This is a genomic window from Pseudomonas protegens (assembly GCF_013407925.2).
Taxonomy (GTDB): Bacteria; Pseudomonadota; Gammaproteobacteria; order Pseudomonadales; family Pseudomonadaceae; genus Aquipseudomonas; species Aquipseudomonas fluorescens_AP.
Genome location: NZ_CP060201.1, coordinates 3,222,722 through 3,239,810, shown reverse-complemented (window position 1 = coordinate 3,239,810; position 17,089 = coordinate 3,222,722). Strand labels below are relative to the sequence as shown.

18 protein-coding genes are annotated in these 17,089 nt (G+C 59.8%); 12 read left to right on the top strand and 6 right to left on the bottom strand.

Going from position 1 to position 17,089, the window contains the following annotated elements; translation table 11 throughout:
- The first annotated feature begins 218 nt into the window (after positions 1-218).
- Positions 219-1,052 (top strand): GyrI-like domain-containing protein, encoded by an 834-nt coding sequence (locus GGI48_RS14940; RefSeq protein ID WP_016967090.1) that lies wholly within the window; start codon positions 219-221, stop codon positions 1,050-1,052.
- Positions 1,053-1,112: 60 nt separating this feature from the next.
- Here the strand turns inward: GGI48_RS14940 and mnmE are convergent, their stop codons facing one another.
- From mnmE to rpmH, 5 genes are all read right to left on the bottom strand, one after another.
- Positions 1,113-2,483: a tRNA uridine-5-carboxymethylaminomethyl(34) synthesis GTPase MnmE gene (gene mnmE / locus GGI48_RS14935; RefSeq protein ID WP_179598963.1), complete on the bottom strand. Its 1,371-nt coding sequence runs from the start codon at positions 2,481-2,483 to the stop codon at positions 1,113-1,115.
- Between the two features lie 79 nt (positions 2,484-2,562).
- A complete protein-coding gene (gene yidC, locus GGI48_RS14930; RefSeq protein ID WP_016967088.1) occupies positions 2,563-4,263 on the bottom strand; it encodes a membrane protein insertase YidC in 1,701 nt (566 codons plus the stop codon).
- Positions 4,264-4,265: 2 nt separating this feature from the next.
- Positions 4,266-4,511 (bottom strand): membrane protein insertion efficiency factor YidD, encoded by a 246-nt coding sequence (gene yidD / locus GGI48_RS14925; protein ID WP_003213574.1) that lies wholly within the window; start codon positions 4,509-4,511, stop codon positions 4,266-4,268.
- Positions 4,504-4,905 carry a ribonuclease P protein component gene (gene rnpA, locus GGI48_RS14920; RefSeq protein WP_197662869.1) on the bottom strand — a complete coding sequence of 134 codons (402 nt, stop codon included), beginning with the start codon at positions 4,903-4,905 and terminating at the stop codon, positions 4,504-4,506. Before rnpA ends, yidD begins: the two co-directional genes overlap by 8 nt.
- A gap of 16 nt (positions 4,906-4,921) precedes the next feature.
- Positions 4,922-5,056 carry a 50S ribosomal protein L34 gene (rpmH, locus tag GGI48_RS14915; protein ID WP_003213577.1) on the bottom strand — a complete coding sequence of 45 codons (135 nt, stop codon included), beginning with the start codon at positions 5,054-5,056 and terminating at the stop codon, positions 4,922-4,924.
- Positions 5,057-5,622: 566 nt separating this feature from the next.
- On the opposite strand from rpmH, the gene dnaA reads away from it, so the two are divergent.
- The 9 genes from dnaA to GGI48_RS14870 all read left to right on the top strand — a co-directional run bounded on the left by dnaA (position 5,623) and on the right by GGI48_RS14870 (position 14,409).
- A complete protein-coding gene (dnaA, locus tag GGI48_RS14910) occupies positions 5,623-7,164 on the top strand; it encodes a chromosomal replication initiator protein DnaA (RefSeq protein ID WP_016967087.1) in 1,542 nt (513 codons plus the stop codon).
- A 38-nt stretch (positions 7,165-7,202) separates the two neighbouring features.
- Positions 7,203-8,306, top strand: coding sequence for a DNA polymerase III subunit beta (gene dnaN, locus GGI48_RS14905; RefSeq protein ID WP_009046209.1), 1,104 nt, complete (start codon positions 7,203-7,205; stop codon positions 8,304-8,306).
- Between the two features lie 20 nt (positions 8,307-8,326).
- Positions 8,327-9,430 (top strand): DNA replication/repair protein RecF, encoded by a 1,104-nt coding sequence (recF, locus tag GGI48_RS14900; RefSeq protein WP_016967086.1) that lies wholly within the window; start codon positions 8,327-8,329, stop codon positions 9,428-9,430.
- 4 nt (positions 9,431-9,434) lie between these two features.
- Positions 9,435-11,852, top strand: coding sequence for a DNA topoisomerase (ATP-hydrolyzing) subunit B (gyrB, locus tag GGI48_RS14895; RefSeq protein ID WP_016967085.1), 2,418 nt, complete (start codon positions 9,435-9,437; stop codon positions 11,850-11,852).
- A gap of 114 nt (positions 11,853-11,966) precedes the next feature.
- Positions 11,967-12,506 carry an Imm21 family immunity protein gene (locus GGI48_RS14890; protein WP_179598961.1) on the top strand — a complete coding sequence of 180 codons (540 nt, stop codon included), beginning with the start codon at positions 11,967-11,969 and terminating at the stop codon, positions 12,504-12,506.
- A 151-nt stretch (positions 12,507-12,657) separates the two neighbouring features.
- A complete protein-coding gene (locus tag GGI48_RS14885; RefSeq protein WP_179598959.1) occupies positions 12,658-13,170 on the top strand; it encodes a DUF4265 domain-containing protein in 513 nt (170 codons plus the stop codon).
- Positions 13,167-13,550 (top strand): Imm10 family immunity protein, encoded by a 384-nt coding sequence (locus GGI48_RS14880; protein ID WP_179598957.1) that lies wholly within the window; start codon positions 13,167-13,169, stop codon positions 13,548-13,550. The genes GGI48_RS14885 and GGI48_RS14880 overlap by 4 nt, the downstream gene beginning before the upstream one ends.
- A 56-nt stretch (positions 13,551-13,606) precedes the next feature.
- Entirely contained in the window at positions 13,607-14,092 is a 486-nt protein-coding gene (locus tag GGI48_RS14875) for a DUF4265 domain-containing protein (protein ID WP_179598955.1), read from the top strand.
- The gene (locus GGI48_RS14870; RefSeq protein WP_177435108.1) at positions 14,089-14,409 is read left to right on the top strand and encodes a hypothetical protein; all 321 of its coding nucleotides are present in this window, start codon (positions 14,089-14,091) and stop codon (positions 14,407-14,409) included. The genes GGI48_RS14875 and GGI48_RS14870 overlap by 4 nt, the downstream gene beginning before the upstream one ends.
- A gap of 27 nt (positions 14,410-14,436) precedes the next feature.
- On the opposite strand, the gene GGI48_RS14865 is transcribed toward GGI48_RS14870, so the two are convergent.
- Positions 14,437-15,165 (bottom strand): response regulator transcription factor, encoded by a 729-nt coding sequence (locus GGI48_RS14865; RefSeq protein ID WP_047306730.1) that lies wholly within the window; start codon positions 15,163-15,165, stop codon positions 14,437-14,439.
- 232 nt (positions 15,166-15,397) lie between these two features.
- Between GGI48_RS14865 and GGI48_RS14860 the strand changes: the two genes are divergently transcribed.
- Together GGI48_RS14860 and GGI48_RS14855 are read left to right on the top strand one after the other, a co-directional pair.
- Complete coding sequence (locus tag GGI48_RS14860) at positions 15,398-15,685, top strand: hypothetical protein (protein WP_047306731.1); 288 nt, start codon at positions 15,398-15,400, stop codon at positions 15,683-15,685.
- 399 nt (positions 15,686-16,084) lie between these two features.
- Positions 16,085-17,083 (top strand): FecR domain-containing protein, encoded by a 999-nt coding sequence (locus tag GGI48_RS14855; RefSeq protein ID WP_047306732.1) that lies wholly within the window; start codon positions 16,085-16,087, stop codon positions 17,081-17,083.
- The last annotated feature ends 6 nt before the right edge of the window (positions 17,084-17,089 follow it).

The following is a 17,089-nucleotide window of genomic DNA, read 5'->3' as shown; positions in this document are numbered from 1 at the left end:
TTAGGGAATGAAGGGGAAAAGTAGCGAATGCGTCGGCTACTGCGGATAACTGGCGGAAAGTTGAGGGATCGACGAAATGCGCCTGTTACTCAAGACCGCAGGTTCATCGGCTGGAATCGGGAAAGGGGGCAAAGGTAACGTCGTTGTCCCTTGGGGCCGGTAAAAATCGCAAAATCTGCAAATCTGCCGTCGCTACAGTGGCGTGCCAAGGAGGTCTTATGAAACCTGCAACCCGAATCCATTACGGCCAGCGCATGGAGCCGGTGCTGCGTTGGCTGGCAAGCCATCCACACAGCGATCCGGACCTGTACCACCTGGCGGACCTGGCCTGTATGTCGGCTTACCACTTTCACCGCATCTACCGCGCAATGATGGGAGAAACGCTGAACGCCACGGTGCAACGGATGCGCATGCACCTGGCTGCCGCGGCGTTGGCGGGTACGCAAGAGGACCTGGCCGAGGTGGCGTTGCGTGCCGGCTACGAGTCGGGGGCGGCGTTCAACCGGGCATTCTCTGGCGTTTTCGGCTTGCCGCCTGGGCGTTATCGCGCAACCCGTTCCCGTCCTTTCGACCCTGAGGTGTCAAATATGTACCCCATTACCATCGAAACTTTCCCCGGCGTTGTTCTGGCAGCCCTGCCTCATCAGGGTTCCTACCAGGAAATCGGTCCGGTCTTCACCCGCGCTTTCATGCTGGCCGCCAGCCGGGGGCTGATGCATTCGGACACCAGCGGATTCGGTGTGTACTTCAATGACCCCGAGCAGGTCCCGACTGAGCAATTGCGTTCGCTGGCCGGAGTCTCGGTCGCGCCCGATGCCGACCTGGGCGAACAGCTGGAAAGGTTCGACATTCCTGCAGGGCGCTACGCAGTCCTGAATTACGTGGGTCCGTACAACGAGATGGGTAAAGCCTATGCCTGGATGTTCTCCGAGTGGCTGCCTGACAGTGGGCTGACGCCAGGGCACTTTCCGATGTTCGAACACTATGTGAACGATCCACGCATCACCCCACCCGCACAGCTGCAGACACGCATCTACCTGTCGGTGGAATAAACGCCGTCCGCGACCGGCAGGGGTGTGGATAACCTCTGCCGGTACGCACCGGGGGCGGCTCTACTTGCCGATGCAGAAGCTGGAGAAGATCCGTCCCAACAGGTCATCGGAACTGAAGGCCCCGGTGATTTCTCCCAGGGATTGCTGGGCCTGCCGCAGATCCTCGGCCAGCAGCTCACCGGCGCCGGCCAGGGTCAGCTGGGCCCGGCCATGCTCCAGCGCGGCACTGGCGTAGCGCAGCGCTTCGAGGTGCCGGCGGCGGGCACTGAAGCTGCTTTCCGACGTCTGTTCATAACCCATGCACGCCTTGAGATGCTCACGCAGCAAATCCAGCCCGACACCGGCGGACATGGCGCTGAGGCTGATGGTCACATGGCCATCCTCACAGGTTTCCAGAGCGATGGGCTCGCCAGTCAGATCGGCCTTGTTGCGGATCAAGGTCACCTTGGCCGGGTCCGGACGCTGCTCAAGAAATTCCGGCCACAGGGCGAAGGGATCAGCCGCTTCTGCTGCAGTGGCGTCCACCACCAGCAATACCCGGTCGGCTTCACCGATGGCCTTGAGTGCACGTTCGACGCCGATCTTCTCCACTTGATCCTCGGTGTCCCTGAGGCCGGCGGTGTCCACCACGTGCAACGGCATGCCGTCGATGTGGATATGTTCCTTGAGAATGTCCCGAGTGGTGCCGGCGATATCAGTGACGATGGCCGCCTCGCGCCCGGCCAGGGCATTGAGCAGGCTGGACTTGCCGGCGTTCGGACGGCCGGCGATCACCACCGTCATGCCGTCACGCAGCAAGGCGCCCTGCCCGGCTTCCTTCAGTACTGTGGATAACTCATCGCGGACCGCATCGAGCATGGTCAACACGTGGCCATCGGCGAGAAAGTCGATTTCCTCCTCGGGAAAATCAATCGCCGCCTCGACATAGATCCGCAGGGCAATCAGCTGTTCGGTCAAGTTATGCACACGCTGGGAGAACGCACCCTGCAGTGAGCGCAAGGCGTTGCGCGCGGCCTGTGCAGAACTGGCCTCGATCAGGTCGGCAATGGCTTCGGCCTGGGCCAGGTCGAGCTTGTCATTGAGAAACGCGCGCTCGCTGAATTCTCCAGGTCGGGCCAGTCGGCAACCCAGCTCGAGGCAGCGCTGCAGCAGCATGTCGAGAACGATGGGGCCGCCATGGCCCTGAAGCTCCAGCACATCTTCGCCGGTGAAGGAGTTCGGCCCCGGGAAATACAGGGCGATGCCCTCATCCAGCACCTCTCCCCGTTCACTGAGAAAGGGGCCGTAATGCGCAAACCGCGGTTTCAGCTCACGGCCGCTGATGGCCTTGGCCGCCGCGCCCGCCAGGGGGCCGGAAATCCTAACGATACCCACGCCGCCGCGGCCTTGGGCGGTGGCGATGGCGGCGATGGTTTCACGAGGGACATTCATAACCCGACATCCAGACAAAAGTGACAGATAGCAAAACGCCCCACTAGGGGGCGTCTTGTGTGGTTATCCACAGCGTAGGTCAGGCAGCCGCTTTCTTGGTGGCCGCTTCGATCTTACGAGTGATGTACCACTGTTGAGCGATCGACAGGCAGTTGTTCACGACCCAGTACAGCACCAGACCGGCTGGGAACCACAGGAAGAAGAAGGTGAAGATGATCGGCATCATTTTCATCACCTTGGCCTGCATCGGATCCGGAGGCGTCGGGTTCAACTGCTGCTGGATGAACATGGTGGCGCCCATGATGATCGGCAGGATGAAGAACGGATCCTTGATCGACAGGTCGGTAATCCACAGCATGAACGGCGCCTGGCGCATTTCCACGCTTTCCAGGAGCACCCAGTACAAAGACAGGAAGACCGGCATCTGCACCAGGATCGGCAAGCAGCCGCCCAGCGGATTGATCTTCTCTTTCTTGTACAGCTCCATCATCGCCTGGGACATTTTCTGACGATCGTCGCCGAATTTTTCCTTCAGCGCGGCCAGTTTCGGAGCCACGGCACGCATGCGCGCCATCGACTTGTAGCTGGCAGCCGACAGTGGGAAGAAGATCCCCTTGATCAGCATGGTCAGGAAGATGATCGACCAGCCCCAGTTACCCACCAGGCTGTGGATATGTTGCAGCAGCCAGAAGATCGGCTGGGCGATGAACCACAGGAAACCGTAGTCGACAGTCAGTTCCAGACCTGGGGACAACTCTTTCAGCACTGCCTGGCTTTTCGGGCCGGCGTACAGAATGGCACTGGTTTCAGCCTTGGCACCTGGAGCAACGGTCATCGAAGGGCCGGTGTAGCCGATGATGTAGTTGCCTTTGCTGTCCTTGCGCGCCAGAACCTGGTTGTTCTCGCCTTTTGGCGGAATCCAGGCGGTCACGAAGTAGTGCTGCAGCCAGGCTACCCAGCCACCCTGAACATTTTCAGTGATTGGGGCCTTGGTTTTATCCTCGTTCACCTTGTCCATGTCTTTCATGGACACTTTTTTGTACGGCTCGGAACTTGTCCACAGGGCGGCGCCCAGGTAAGTCGCAGTGCCGGTGGCGGTGCTGGAGGATGGATCGGAACTGGCGTCACGCTTGAGCTGGGCAAACATTGCACCGGTCCAAGGTTGTGCGCTTTCGTTGTCGATCAGGTAGGAAACAGTGATGTCATACAGGCCACGTTTCAGGGTGAAACGCTTGATGTAGTTGACGCCGTCCTTGCTGAACTTCAGGTCGACCACCAACTGGTCCTGACCATCGGCCAGTTGATAACTTTTCTTCTCCGAGGAGTAGATCGGACGACCAGCCGGGCTTGCGTCCGGGCCGCTGCTGCCAATCAGGCCGCTTTGTGCCAGGTAAGTCCGCTCGTTGCCGTTATCGAACAGCTGGAACGGGATTTCCGGGTGGTCCTGACGGCGTGGATACAGTGGCAGACGCAGTTGTGCGATATCCCCACCTTGTGGATCGACAGCCAGGTCGAGCACATCCGTTTTGATCTGAATGAGATCTTTGCTTGCAGCAACGGGGGCTTCAGCGGGTGCAGTAGTGTCGCTTGCTGCGCGCGGAATATCGTCGTTGGCAGCGGAAGTGCCATTTGGCGTGTCCGGCAAGCCCGGAGTGGTCGTGCTGGAAGCAACATTCTGAGTCGGCAGGGCAGCCTGGCCATAATCCTGGTTCCATTTAAGAACCATGACATAGGACACGATTGCCAGGGCGACGATCAGGATCGTGCGTTTGATATCCATGATTACTCGGCCATCGAAGAAGAACGGGAGGTAGGGATAGGTGGAACCGGGTCATAACCACCGGGATTCCACGGATGACAGCGACCTAAACGACGAAAGGTCAGCCAGCCACCGCGCAGAAGGCCATGATTTTCGATGGCTTCTAACGCGTAGCAGGAACAACTGGGGTAGAAACGACAGTGATTGGCCATCAGGGGACTAATGGCATAGCGGTAAAACTGGATCGGAACGAGTGCCAGTTTACGCATCAGGACTGTCTACCCCTACAGTTTCGGATTTGACTGCTGGTTCCGGCTTGTTGCGTGCCAGACGTTTCCAGAGTTTGCCGAAATGCTGAATCAATTCGGGGTTTTCTACATCGCCCAAACCTTTGCGCGCGACGATAACGATATCCCATCCGACCAGTGAATCCTGGTGGAGACGAAACGATTCGCGCATCAGACGCTTGAGGCGATTGCGCTCAACGGAGAGCTTTACGCTCTTTTTCCCGATCACGAGCCCCAGACGGGGATGATCCAGGTCGTTGTTGCGCGCAAGGAGCAGGAGATTTTTCCCCGGAACCTTGCCGGTAGGGGAGTCAAAGACCGCCTTGAAGTGCCGGGGGGTAAGCAGACGCTTTTCCCGACTGAAGTCCTGACTCACCTCCAGTGCCGGATTATCAAACTGCCAGACGCGCACGACCTTTGGCGCGACGACGCGACAGGACGGCACGACCGTTCTTGGTAGCCATGCGAGCACGGAAACCGTGGGTACGAGCGCGTTTGATAGTGCTTGGTTGGAAAGTACGTTTCATGTCGTGTTACCTGGTTCGTCCACAACGGGCCGGAATGGCCCCCGTTTTAAGAGATCGGCGATTCTAGAGAAAGCAAGCCTCTAGGTCAATTTCCAACCAGCTTTTCCTTTATCTATGTATGTCCGGGGACGGGGTTGTGAGCCAGGGTCGGGTAGATATAAAAATAAAGAAGGAAAGTATTTAAAGCTTTTCTGTAAAGCTTATAAAAGCTAGGGACGGCACCTTCTGTGGATAACTTCCTTAAGCCCTTCTATTCCGTACTGTACAGAGAATGACAACACGGTTGAGAAACGGTGTCCTGCCTGTGCTGCGCTATCGGAAAACCTGTGCGTGGAACGATCAGTTATCCACAGGTGAGTTACCCACAGCGTTTCGACCCGAGTTGTGCAACGACCTCACGCGGGGTTATCCACAGAGCTTATGCACATACCGCTGGTCGTGTTTATTCAGGATAAGGCGTTGATTCTTAGTGTCCTGAGGGCACGCTACATGTGGATAAGTGGGCGGCTGATCGCTACAATGGCCGCTTGTTTTTGCCTCACCGGCTTTCAACTTAGGGGATATCCGTGTCAGTGGAACTTTGGCAGCAGTGCGTGGAGCTTCTGCGTGATGAGCTGCCTGCCCAGCAATTCAACACTTGGATCCGTCCGCTACAGGTCGAAGCCGAAGGCGACGAGTTGCGTGTTTACGCACCGAATCGTTTTGTTCTCGATTGGGTCAACGAAAAGTACCTGGGCCGCGTGCTCGAGCTGCTGGATGAACACGGCAACGGCAATGCGCCGGTTCTTTCCTTATTAATAGGCAGTAAACGCAGTTCGGCGCCTCGCGCTGCACCTAATGCGCCACTGGCCGCCGCTGCTTCGCAAGCACTGCAAGCGGCAGCAGCCAATGCCTCCCCGGCGGCGGCTCCTGCGCCAACTCCGGCACCCGCTTCTGCCCCGGCCAAGAAAGCCGCGGCGCAGAAGAGCGCCGAGGTCAGCGAAGAACCCTCTCGTGACAGCTTCGACCCGATGGCGGGCGCCAGCTCGCAGCAGGCACCGGTACGTGCCGAGCAACGTACCGTCCAGGTAGAAGGTGCGCTCAAGCACACCAGTTACCTGAACCGCACCTTCACCTTTGAGAATTTCGTCGAGGGCAAGTCCAACCAGCTGGCCCGCGCGGCGGCCTGGCAGGTGGCGGACAACCCCAAGCATGGCTACAACCCGCTGTTCCTGTATGGCGGCGTCGGTTTGGGTAAGACCCACTTGATGCACGCTGTGGGTAACCACCTGTTAAAGAAGAACCCGAATGCCAAGGTCGTGTACCTGCATTCCGAGCGCTTCGTGGCGGACATGGTCAAGGCGTTGCAGCTCAATGCCATCAACGAATTCAAGCGCTTCTACCGTTCGGTCGATGCGCTGCTGATCGATGACATTCAGTTCTTCGCCCGCAAGGAGCGTTCCCAGGAAGAGTTTTTCCACACCTTCAACGCCCTCCTCGAAGGCGGCCAGCAGGTGATCCTTACCAGCGACCGCTATCCGAAAGAGATCGAAGGCCTGGAAGAACGCCTTAAGTCCCGCTTCGGCTGGGGCCTGACGGTGGCCGTCGAGCCACCGGAACTGGAAACCCGGGTCGCGATCCTGATGAAGAAGGCCGACCAGGCCAAGGTCGAACTGCCCCACGACGCGGCGTTCTTCATTGCCCAGCGGATTCGCTCCAACGTCCGTGAACTGGAAGGCGCGCTCAAGCGGGTCATTGCCCACTCGCACTTCATGGGGCGCGACATCACCATCGAGTTGATTCGCGAATCCCTGAAGGACCTGCTGGCGCTGCAGGACAAGCTGGTGTCTGTGGATAACATCCAGCGCACCGTCGCCGAGTACTACAAGATCAAGATTTCCGATCTGCTGTCCAAGCGACGTTCGCGTTCGGTGGCTCGTCCGCGTCAGGTGGCCATGGCCCTGTCCAAGGAACTGACCAACCACAGCCTGCCGGAAATCGGCGATGTGTTCGGCGGCCGCGACCACACCACGGTGCTGCACGCCTGCCGCAAGATCAATGAACTTAAGGAATCCGACGCGGACATCCGCGAGGACTACAAGAACCTGCTGCGTACTCTGACCACTTGATGACTCCAACGCAGCTTATTAAGGCAAGGGACTAGACCATGCATTTCACCATTCAACGCGAAGCCCTGTTGAAACCCCTGCAACTGGTCGCCGGCGTCGTCGAACGTCGTCAGACCTTGCCGGTGCTTTCCAACGTGCTGCTGGTTGTCGAAGGCCAGCAACTGTCGCTGACCGGTACCGACCTGGAAGTCGAGCTGGTCGGTCGTGTGCAACTTGAAGAACCGGCCGAGCCGGGGGAAATCACCGTCCCCGCGCGCAAGCTGATGGACATCTGCAAGAGCCTGCCCAACGACGCCCTGATCGATATCAAGGTCGATGAGCAGAAGCTGGTGGTGAAGGCCGGGCGTAGCCGCTTCACCCTGTCGACGCTGCCGGCCAACGACTTCCCGACCGTGGAAGAAGGCCCGGGCTCGCTGACCTGCCAGCTGGAGCAAAGCAAGCTGCGTCGCCTGATCGAGCGCACCAGCTTCGCCATGGCCCAGCAGGACGTGCGCTACTACCTCAACGGCATGTTGCTGGAAGTGTCCGCCGGGATCATCCGCGCCGTGGCCACCGACGGTCACCGTCTGGCCATGTGCTCGATGCAGGCGGATATCGGTCAGCCGGATCGTCACCAGGTGATCGTGCCGCGTAAAGGCATCCTGGAACTGGCGCGCCTGCTCACCGAGCCGGACGGCAACGTCAGCATCGTCCTGGGTCAGCACCATATCCGCGCCACCACCGGCGAGTTCACCTTCACCTCCAAACTGGTGGACGGCAAGTTCCCGGACTACGAGCGTGTGCTGCCCAAAGGCGGCGACAAGCTGGTGCTGGGCGACCGTCAGGCCCTGCGTGAAGCCTTCAGCCGCACCGCGATCCTGTCCAACGAGAAGTACCGCGGCATCCGTCTGCAACTGGCCAATGGTCAGCTGAAGATCCAGGCCAACAACCCGGAGCAGGAAGAAGCGGAAGAAGAAGTGGGCGTGGAATACAACGGCGGCTCGCTGGAAATCGGCTTCAACGTCAGCTACCTGCTGGACGTACTGGGGGTGATGACCACCGAACAGGTTCGCCTGATCCTGTCCGATTCCAACAGCAGTGCGCTGGTGCAGGAATCCGACAACGACGACTCGGCTTACGTTGTCATGCCGATGCGCCTGTAATCATGCTCAGCAGAAGCTAGATGTCCCTCAGTCGCGTCTCGGTCACCGCGGTGCGCAATCTGCACCCGGTGACCTTCTCCCCCTCTCCTCGCATCAACCTTCTCTACGGCGCCAACGGCAGTGGCAAGACCAGCGTGCTGGAAGCCATCCACCTGCTGGGGCTTGCCCGCTCGTTCCGCAGCACCCGCCTGTTACCGGTGATCCAGTATGAACAACTGGCCTGCACGGTATTTGGTCAGGTGGAGTTGGCTGAGGGCGGACACAGCAACCTGGGGATATCCCGGGATCGCCAGGGGGAGTTCCAGATCCGCATCGACGGGCAGAATGCCCGCAGCGCCGCTCAGCTGGCGGAAATCCTGCCGCTGCAGCTGATCAACCCGGACAGCTTTCGCCTGCTCGAAGGTGCTCCCAAGATCCGCCGGCAGTTCCTGGACTGGGGCGTGTTCCATGTGGAACCGCGCTTCATGTCCACCTGGCAGCGCCTGCAGAAGGCCCTGCGGCAGCGGAACTCATGGCTGCGGCATGGTACACTTGACGCCGCTTCGCAAGCGGCCTGGGACCGGGAACTGTGTCAGGCCAGCGCTGAAATCGATGAATACCGCCGCGCTTACATCAAAGCCTTGAAACCAGTCTTTGAGCGGACCTTGGGCGAGTTGCTGCAGCTCGAGGGCCTGACGCTTAGCTATTACCGTGGTTGGGACAAGGACCGAGAGCTCAGTGAAGTGCTCGCGACCGCCCTGCACCGTGATCAGCAAATGGGTCATACCCAGGCCGGTCCACAACGTGCTGATTTGCGTCTGCGCCTAGGCGGACACAACGCCGCGGACATCTTGTCCCGTGGCCAGCAGAAGTTGGTGGTCTGTGCCTTGCGCATTGCCCAGGGGCACCTGGTGAGCCAGGCCCGCCGCGGTCAGTGTATTTATCTGGTGGATGACTTGCCGTCCGAGCTGGACGAGCAGCACCGCCGCGCACTTTGTCGCTTGTTGGAAGACTTACGCTGCCAGGTGTTCATCACCTGTGTAGACCACGAATTATTGAGGGAAGGCTGGCAGACGGAAACGCCAGTCGCTTTGTTCCACGTGGAACAAGGCCGTATCACCCAGACCCACGACCATCGGGAGTGAAGGCATGAGCGAAGAAAATACGTACGACTCGACCAGCATCAAGGTGCTGAAAGGTTTGGATGCCGTACGCAAACGTCCCGGTATGTACATTGGCGACACCGATGACGGCAGCGGTCTGCACCACATGGTGTTCGAGGTGGTCGATAACTCCATCGACGAAGCGCTGGCCGGTCATTGCGACGACATCAGTATCATCATCCACCCGGACGAATCCATCACCGTGCGCGACAACGGTCGCGGCATCCCGGTGGATGTGCATAAAGAAGAAGGTGTTTCGGCGGCCGAGGTCATCATGACCGTGCTCCACGCCGGCGGTAAGTTCGACGACAACTCCTACAAGGTTTCCGGCGGCCTGCACGGCGTGGGTGTGTCGGTGGTGAACGCGCTGTCCGAGGAACTGATCCTCACCGTGCGTCGCAGCGGCAAGATCTGGGAACAGACTTACGTCCACGGTGTTCCGCAAGAGCGGATGAAGATCGTTGGCGACAGCGAAACCACCGGTACCCAGATTCACTTCAAGCCTTCGGCTGAAACCTTCAAGAACATCCACTTCAGCTGGGACGTCCTGGCCAAGCGGATTCGTGAACTGTCCTTCCTCAACTCCGGTGTCGGCATCGTCCTCAAGGACGAGCGCAGCGGCAAGGAAGAGCTGTTCAAGTACGAAGGCGGCCTGCGGGCCTTCGTTGAATACCTGAACACCAACAAGACTGCGGTCAACCAGGTGTTCCACTTCAACATCCAGCGTGAAGACGGCATCGGCGTGGAAATCGCCCTGCAGTGGAACGACAGCTTCAACGAGAACCTGTTGTGCTTCACCAACAACATTCCTCAGCGCGACGGCGGCACCCACCTGGTGGGCTTCCGTTCGGCCCTGACCCGTAACCTGAACAACTACATCGAACAGGAAGGTCTGGCCAAGAAGCACAAGGTCGCCACCACCGGTGACGACGCGCGTGAAGGCCTGACCGCCATCATCTCGGTGAAGGTGCCGGATCCGAAGTTCAGCTCCCAGACCAAGGACAAGCTGGTGTCTTCCGAAGTGAAGACCGCGGTCGAACAGGAAATGGGCAAGTACTTCTCCGACTTCCTGCTGGAAAACCCCAACGAAGCCAAGTTGGTGGTGGGCAAGATGATCGACGCTGCCCGCGCTCGTGAAGCGGCGCGTAAAGCCCGTGAAATGACCCGTCGCAAGGGCGCGCTGGATATCGCCGGCCTGCCGGGCAAACTGGCGGACTGCCAGGAAAAAGACCCGGCGCTGTCCGAACTCTACCTGGTGGAAGGTGACTCTGCTGGCGGTTCCGCCAAGCAGGGACGCAACCGCAAGACCCAGGCGATCCTGCCGCTCAAGGGCAAGATCCTCAACGTCGAGAAAGCGCGTTTCGACAAGATGATCTCCTCGCAAGAGGTGGGCACCCTGATCACCGCGCTGGGCTGCGGCATCGGCCGCGAAGAGTACAACATCGACAAGCTGCGTTATCACAACATCATCATCATGACCGATGCTGACGTCGACGGTTCGCACATCCGTACCCTGCTGCTGACCTTCTTCTTCCGTCAGTTGCCGGAGCTGATCGAGCGTGGCTACATCTACATCGCCCAGCCGCCGCTGTACAAGGTCAAGAAAGGCAAGCAAGAGCAATACATCAAAGACGACGACGCCATGGAAGACTACATGACCCAGTCGGCTCTGGAAGATGCCAGCCTGCACCTGAACGAAGAAGCCCCGGGGATCTCCGGCGAGGCGCTGGAGCGCCTGGTCAACGATTTCCGCATGGTGATGAAGACCCTCAAGCGCCTGTCGCGCCTGTACCCGCAGGAGCTGACCGAGCACTTCATCTACCTGCCGGCCGTGACCCTGGAGCAACTGTCCGACCACGCCGCCATGCAGGATTGGCTGGCCAAGTTCGATGCCCGCCTGCGCACCTCCGAGAAGTCCGGCCTGGTCTACAAGGCCAGCCTGCGCGAAGACCGTGAACGTAATGTCTGGCTGCCAGAGGTCGAGCTGATCTCCCACGGCTTGTCGAACTACGTCACCTTCAACCGCGACTTCTTCGGCAGCAACGACTACAAGACCGTCGTTTCCCTGGGCGCTCAACTGAGCACCCTGCTGGACGAAGGCGCGTATGTGCAGCGCGGCGAACGCAAGAAAGCGGTCACCGAGTTCAAGGAAGCCCTGGACTGGCTGATGGCGGAAAGCACCAAGCGCCACACCATCCAGCGATACAAAGGTCTGGGCGAGATGAACCCTGACCAGCTGTGGGAAACCACCATGGACCCAAGCATGCGCCGCATGCTCAAGGTGACCATCGAAGACGCCATCGGCGCCGACCAGATCTTCAACACCCTGATGGGTGATGCGGTCGAGCCACGTCGCGACTTCATCGAAAGCAACGCCCTGGCGGTGTCCAACCTGGACTTCTGATCCGCAGCGGCACCTAAAAAGCCAACGCCTAGCGTTGGCTTTTTTTTGCGCGGACATCATGGCGTTGTCAGTGGATCATGTAGCTGTTCTGCTCAACAGGAAGGCAAGGAGCCTATGAGTCGATTCAAGATTTCTCCATGGCTGTCCAGTTCCGGTGGCCCCTTGGTGGTGATAGGTGACGGCTTGGCCGGTATGTGGCGTGGCCTCGACGGCGATCCCTCGGATTACCACAGGGCGTGTCAGATTGATGACTATGCCGGCCGGCTGGAGGGTGTCGATGGCGATATTCTGGTCCTGGGTGACGAGCCTTTGGACACGGCGATTGCCACGGCAGACGACGCGTTGCTGATTATCCGATGGATTTGCGCACCATCTGAGGCCGAGGTGCTGGCGCAGCTTGAGCGGCTTGAGCTTGGTTCACTGACCCCGATCGAGCGGTTGAGTATTGATTGGTCAAGCGACGCGCTGGTGCTGTTTGATGGGGTCGACTGGTTTGATCCACAGGCTTGTCTGCGCCTTCAACTGCTGTCGCCGCACAGCGAGGTATCGACATTTCGCTACCAACCCACGCCCGATACCGCCCTGTTGATCCATCAGATAGTGCCTCGTCAGCGGGCCCATCCGGTGCTGCGCAGCGCAGGTGCCCAAGGATAATTTTATAAAATGCTGGGACGACTTTTTCTATCCGTCCGATGAGAATACGGCCCTGGCCATGCCGAATAGCGCAGAGGTCATATTTTCCTTCGAGGAAAACTTCTTTTACGGACAGTTTGTGAGGCCCATCGCGACGCCTCGGTGAGATGGAATGGATACCTCGGCAGCACAGTTTCACAAGATCATTTTCAAGCTCACCGTCGATGCCGATGGTTACCCTCCGGTGGGGTATGAATCGATGTGGGGTATTCAACGGGGCGCAGGTGTCTATGAGTTGGATAACACGCCCTGCTATCTCTACGGCGTGAGCAAGGGGGACTGGGTGCTGACTCGCGCCGATGCCCACGAGCTGATCGCAACCGGCGTGGTGCGGCAATCCGGGCACTCGACGCTGCGGGTTTTTGCCGAGCGCGAGTCAGAGCGCGCGAGCATTGTGCAGCACCTGCGCAGCCTTGGCGCCCGGTGCATGCTTACCCGGGGCCTGTCGCTGTTCACCGTGGACATCGCGCCCGAGGTCAGTTTTTGCGCCATCGACCACTACCTGTCTTCCATCACCGACGACCAACATATCGCTTATGAAGATGCCTGTTTGCAGCACGGGAACATTGATCCTGCGCGCATGAGCGAGTGCTTGTCGCTGGCTTCACTTGAGGTTCAAGCATGACCGTTGAATGGCCTGCCAGTTATTTCAGCGCAACCCTGGAGGACGATGTCTGGCTCGTGGCTTTTGCCGATACCGCCGACGAGCCCGAGCACTACCTGTTGTTGCAACGCAGCACCGAATGCGACGAACAGGACGCCGCCCTGGGCCAGGACACCTACCATCTGGAAATCTCCAGCCCCGCCCTCTCCGGCTATGGCGGGGTTGCACAAGTGCGTATCGAACAGGAGCGCATCATTTTCAGCATGGACAGCTCCGTCACCTGGTGTGCCGGCCTGGACCGGCTGGTGCTGCGGCTGGCACCTGAGCTGCAAGACGATCCGGCTATCGAACAGGCGCTTGGAGCGGTGTTCATCGAGCAGTCGACCCCGCTACGCGGCTGAGCCTGGCTCGGCTCTTTTCACCCTTCGAAAAAACAGCAATCGCGCGGAAATTTGTGATGGATGATGAAAACCAGGAAATATCGATTCGCGTGATCGCGGGGCAAAACCGCCATGGCCCGGTCTATGAGCCGCTGCATGTACGGCGGCTCGATGAGGACAGTTACGAGATTCTCTACTCACCAGGGCTGACACTGAACCTGGCCAAGGGCGACATCATTTCGATCAAGGACCCCCAGGCCCCCGCCGTGGTGCTCAAGCGAGGCGGCAACTTCTGCATCCATATTTATGCGAAGCACATCCCTGAGGACCCTATAGTTGCCCTGGCGGCGGATGTGGCGAGCGAATTGGGCGGCACGCTCGACGGGCGCTACAAGGGCAATCTGACACTGTCGGTGCCGGCGCGAAACGGCATGGACAACATCGCCTTGTTCTTCAACCGCTTTCGCGAAACCACGGGCATCGAGTGGTACTACGCCAACATCTATAAAAACCTCGATGACACCGAGGACGAGACCTTGCTCGATTGGTGGCTGGAGCAATGAACGAAAGACAGCAGCTTATCTGTGAACGCTACGACCTCGCTCCCCAGGCACCGGAGCCGATGATTGCCCTGGCCATCGGTTCCCTGGCGCAGTCGCCCATCTATGGCACCCGGATCGAGTTGCCGGAGAACGGCACGGTCAGTTGGTTTATCCATTGCGGCGAACATTCCGCCGCTGTGGATTTCTACCAGCCGCTGTGCGCCGAGCATCTGGTCGAGCTGCTGCCGGAGGTGATCGATTACCTGTATCTGCCGAGCGGGACGCGTTTCATCATCGACCGCGCCGGCTATGAAGATGTCTGGCAGGACCCGCAATGATCTCAGGCCGCTGTTGAGGGCCAGCGGTCAGTGGCCCTGCTCGTCGGGCGCCGCGACGCTTTCCAGGCGGTAGCCATAGCCGTAGATGGTCAGCAGTTGCCAACCACGATCCGCGGTCAGCCCCAGCTTGTTGCGCAGGCGATAGATGTGGGTGTCCAGGGGCCGTGAGGAGGCGATTTCCTCATGGGTCCAGAACCTTTCGTACAGGTACTCCCGCGACAGTGGCCGGCCCAGGTTGGCGAACAGGCAGCGGGCCAGGCGGTACTCGCGCTCGGTCAGGCTGATGGGGGCACCGGCGCGGGTCACGGTCAGTTCGGCATCGTCGAAGGTCAGGTCGTTGAAGCTCTGGCGCTCTTCGCTGCCGTTGCGCTGCAAACCGTGGCGGCGCAGCACCGCATTGACCCGGGCCTTGAGTTCGTTGGGACGAAACGGCTTGCTCAAGTAGTCGTCGGCGCCGGTGTTCAGGGCCTGGACAATATCGCTCTCGGCATCGCGGCTGGTGAGCATGATGGCCGCCGGAGGCGAGTCCATGTGCTCCCGGGTCCAGCGCAGCAACGACAGGCCGCTGAGGTCCGGCAGTTGCCAGTCGAGAATCAGCAGGTCGAAGGTTTCGCGCCGCAGTTGGCGTAGCAGGTCTTCGCCCCGTTCGAAGCGATGCAGGGACCAGGCGGCTTCACCGGGGCCGGGAATTTCTCGCAGTGTCTGTTCCACCCGTGCCAGTTCTGCGGGTTCGTCATCCAGTATCGCGACACGCATGCCAGGCAGTTCCTTATGGTTCGAAGAGCACCTGAGACACAGATCCAGCGGCTTCAGGCTGGGGGAAGTTTAGGTGCCTTGGCTGATTCTGAACAATTGTGGCGAATTGCTCTTGAGCCCCTGCTCCCTCGGTACGCTGATATCAAATAGCCGGTAAGGCACCTGGAGCACGGGGGCCTGGGGGGCTATCGCAGCAGCACGATACCGGCTCGCTCAAGCAAGGAAAAGAACCATGGGGAACATGTTCAGCAAAGGCCAGGTCGCGTTGATCAGAATGTTCAGCGGCGATGATCCGCTGCGCCTGGTCAGTTTGATGCTGGCGGCTTATCTGGGGATCAGTGCCAGCGGCTTGTCGTCGCCATCCGCTTCCTGTTGTGAGGCGGCCAAGGCCGAGGCTTACTCGACACTGGCCTCGCCCGACAGCCATCAAACCCGCCTGACCCTGGATGCCGAGCCGGTACTGGGCAGAACAGCCCTGCCTGCGGATTGGCAGGCACCGGCACCACGCTGGGTCTTTTAGCAGGTGGGGCGATGATTCTGAACAAATATTGCAAAACCGCCCCGGCCGCTCGCCCGGCGCTACATTGGCTCTCGCTGAGTGGCACACGGGGGCACCTGGAAGTGCTCCGACACAGGGAGTGTCAACCGCCAGGCTGGCGGCACCACGCGCGCTTGCGTGCGTGGTTGAAGGGGAATACAGGGAGTGCCTCCTCAGGACTTTGGGCCGGGCGACCTGTCGCCCTGGTTCCGACACAGGGATGTGTCACTTTCTCCGGCTCCTGCACTCTTCCCTCCCAGGCCCGAACCCTGCCCTGTTCCTGGGCGCCGTCCCGCAGCGTCCGGCTTTCTGCCCATGTGCCGCCTCAGGTATGGTGCGTAGGATTTCGCCGTGGTTTTCCCAAAGGCTCAAAGCATATTCATGAATGACCTCTGCCCTTCTCCGTCCGTTGGCCGGTTGCAGGTGGCGTGCGCCGCAGTGCTGCTGGCGGGTCTGATCCTGCCATCGTGCGCCGTGCAGGCTGCCCCGCAACGCCTTGCCTATATAGATGACCACCAGCAATGCCGTGGCCAGCCCTTGCCGGCGACCGTCGAGCACCTGACGGGCGAGGCCTGGAAGCTGGACGCCAAGGGCCGCGAGGTGGCCCTGGAAGAAGGCATGAGCATCGATGAGAAAGAAGGGGTGAAAACCTCGCCATCGGCCTTCGTCAGCCTGTCCCTCGGCGATGGTTCGCGAGTGGTGTTGCCCTCCAGTTCCCAGGTCACCCTGCAACTCAATACGCAATACAGCATTCCTCGGGTGGTCCTGGAACAGGGGCAGATCGAGTCCTATGTGATCAAGCGCAACAGTGACCACGACCGCTTCCAGATCGTGACCCCCGTAGGCGTGCTGGGGGTACGGGGGACGCACTTCCGGGTGCGTAATGACGATCAGCAATCCCTGGTGGAGGTGCTCAACGGCCAGGTGGCGGTGAGCCGCGATGACCCGCCGCCGAGCCAGGCCGCCCGGCGTCCCGGCAAACGCGTTGTGGATAAACCTGCTGGCCCGCTGCCGGGTGAGGTCCAGGTCATGGCGCGCCAGGGATTGCGCATTCACAAGCAGGGCGAGCTCAAGCCGGTGGAGCTGCTGGCCGCGCCCCGGCTGCTGGGGCAGGCCGGGCAAACCGGCGCCCTGCCCGTCTGGCAACTGATCCTGCAGCCGTTGCCGGGCGCCCGGCGCTATCGGGCGCAGGTGGCCACCGACAAGGATTTCCTCAACATCAAGCAGGAACAGTTCTCCAGCACCCCGGAAGTGAACTTCACTGGCCTGAAGGCGTTTTTCTATCATGTACGGCTCTCGGCGTTCGACGAGCATGGCCTGGAAGGAGAAACCGGGGTCTATGACATCTTCTACTACCCCAGGACCACTCGTGTTCAATAAGCCGTC

Bases quoted from the DNA above. Each gene is read 5' to 3' on its own strand.
- GGI48_RS14940 (WP_016967090.1), top strand. From the start codon at position 219: ATGAAACCTGCAACCCGAATCCATTACGGCCAGCGCATGGAGCCGGTG.
- mnmE (WP_179598963.1), bottom strand. From the start codon at position 2,483: ATGAATGTCCCTCGTGAAACCATCGCCGCCATCGCCACCGCCCAAGGC.
- yidC (WP_016967088.1), bottom strand. From the start codon at position 4,263: ATGGATATCAAACGCACGATCCTGATCGTCGCCCTGGCAATCGTGTCC.
- yidD (WP_003213574.1), bottom strand. From the start codon at position 4,511: ATGCGTAAACTGGCACTCGTTCCGATCCAGTTTTACCGCTATGCCATT.
- rpmH (WP_003213577.1), bottom strand. From the start codon at position 5,056: ATGAAACGTACTTTCCAACCAAGCACTATCAAACGCGCTCGTACCCAC.
- dnaN (WP_009046209.1), top strand. From the start codon at position 7,203: ATGCATTTCACCATTCAACGCGAAGCCCTGTTGAAACCCCTGCAACTG.
- recF (WP_016967086.1), top strand. From the start codon at position 8,327: ATGTCCCTCAGTCGCGTCTCGGTCACCGCGGTGCGCAATCTGCACCCG.
- gyrB (WP_016967085.1), top strand. From the start codon at position 9,435: ATGAGCGAAGAAAATACGTACGACTCGACCAGCATCAAGGTGCTGAAA.
- GGI48_RS14890 (WP_179598961.1), top strand. From the start codon at position 11,967: ATGAGTCGATTCAAGATTTCTCCATGGCTGTCCAGTTCCGGTGGCCCC.
- GGI48_RS14885 (WP_179598959.1), top strand. From the start codon at position 12,658: ATGGATACCTCGGCAGCACAGTTTCACAAGATCATTTTCAAGCTCACC.
- GGI48_RS14880 (WP_179598957.1), top strand. From the start codon at position 13,167: ATGACCGTTGAATGGCCTGCCAGTTATTTCAGCGCAACCCTGGAGGAC.
- GGI48_RS14875 (WP_179598955.1), top strand. From the start codon at position 13,607: ATGGATGATGAAAACCAGGAAATATCGATTCGCGTGATCGCGGGGCAA.
- GGI48_RS14870 (WP_177435108.1), top strand. From the start codon at position 14,089: ATGAACGAAAGACAGCAGCTTATCTGTGAACGCTACGACCTCGCTCCC.
- GGI48_RS14865 (WP_047306730.1), bottom strand. From the start codon at position 15,165: ATGCGTGTCGCGATACTGGATGACGAACCCGCAGAACTGGCACGGGTG.
- GGI48_RS14860 (WP_047306731.1), top strand. From the start codon at position 15,398: ATGGGGAACATGTTCAGCAAAGGCCAGGTCGCGTTGATCAGAATGTTC.
- GGI48_RS14855 (WP_047306732.1), top strand. From the start codon at position 16,085: ATGAATGACCTCTGCCCTTCTCCGTCCGTTGGCCGGTTGCAGGTGGCG.